General features: G+C 36.1%; 1 pseudogene. It reads left to right on the top strand.

The features are described 5' to 3' along the window. Positions 1-371, top strand: a pseudogene (locus SB679_RS23335) (quinol:cytochrome C oxidoreductase); the annotation flags it as partial.

Here is a 371-nt window from a genome sequence, read left to right as displayed (position 1 = left end):
AAATGAAATGTACAAGGCAGCGAAAGCTGTAATTCCGGTTGCTAACTGGTTAGAGTCTTGGGGAGATATCGAACCACAGACTGGTGTATATTCATTAATGCAGCCTACGATGCAAAAAATCTACAAATCAAGACAGATTGAAGAATCTCTATTGGTTTGGAAGAATGGTAAAAATAATGCTGCTAACAACTACTATGATTATTTAAAAGCTAATTCAGCTTCTATTCTAGGTGGTACTTCTTTCAACAAAGCATTATATAACGGTATCAATGCTTCTACTAACTCAACAACATTATCTTATGCAGGTGGAAACGCTGTACAGGCTGTTGCTGAACTAGGAAACTTCAAAGCTTCTGAATTAGAATTGGTAT

It is taken from the genome of Chryseobacterium sp. SIMBA_029, from assembly GCF_046535275.1.
Taxonomy (GTDB): Bacteria; Bacteroidota; Bacteroidia; order Flavobacteriales; family Weeksellaceae; genus Chryseobacterium.
The sequence above is the reverse complement of the archived record's forward strand: the minus strand, read 5'-3'. Positions and strand labels throughout refer to the sequence as shown.